General features: G+C 44.9%; 1 protein-coding gene. It reads left to right on the top strand.

From position 1 onward, the window contains the following. Positions 1 to 144 precede the first annotated feature (144 nt). Positions 145 to 555: transcription elongation factor GreB (gene greB / locus R7040_RS29035; protein ID WP_318097982.1), on the top strand; the 411-nt coding region annotated here is incomplete at its 3' end.

The raw sequence follows: 555 nt of genomic DNA, 5'->3' as shown, positions 1-555 counted from the left end.
GCCTAACCTAATTGCCAATACCCAAAGTCCGCTCTGAGAATCTTGTGGCTTTGGGTATAATTCTAGGTTTAGGATGAAGATCGCGTAAGCGTCGATGCTGCTGAATGTGCGGCATTTTTTATGCCGAAATGAATAGGAGCCAAATTGAAAACTAAGCTGATTACCCGTGAAGGTTATAACAAACTCAAGCAAGAGCACGATTACCTCTGGAATGAAAAGCGTCCAGAAATCACCAAGATCGTGACGTGGGCGGCCAGCCTTGGCGATCGTTCGGAAAATGCTGACTACACCTTCAATAAACGACTGCTGCGTCAAATCGATCGACGCGTTCGTTTTCTCAGAAAGTTTTTACCTGAAGTCACCATCGTTGATTACTCACCTCAACAAGAAGGCAAAGTCTTTTTTGGTGCTTGGGTCGAGATTGAAAACGAAGCTGGTGATGTGAAGAAGTTCCGCATTGTGGGGCCAGAAGAAATATATGGCGATGCCAAAGATTACATCTCCATTGATTCCCCTATGGCCAGAGCCATGTTGAAAAAGCAAGTGGATGAAGAA

This window comes from Vibrio sp. 1069, from assembly GCF_033340555.1.
The sequence above is the reverse complement of the archived record's forward strand: the minus strand, read 5'-3'. Positions and strand labels throughout refer to the sequence as shown.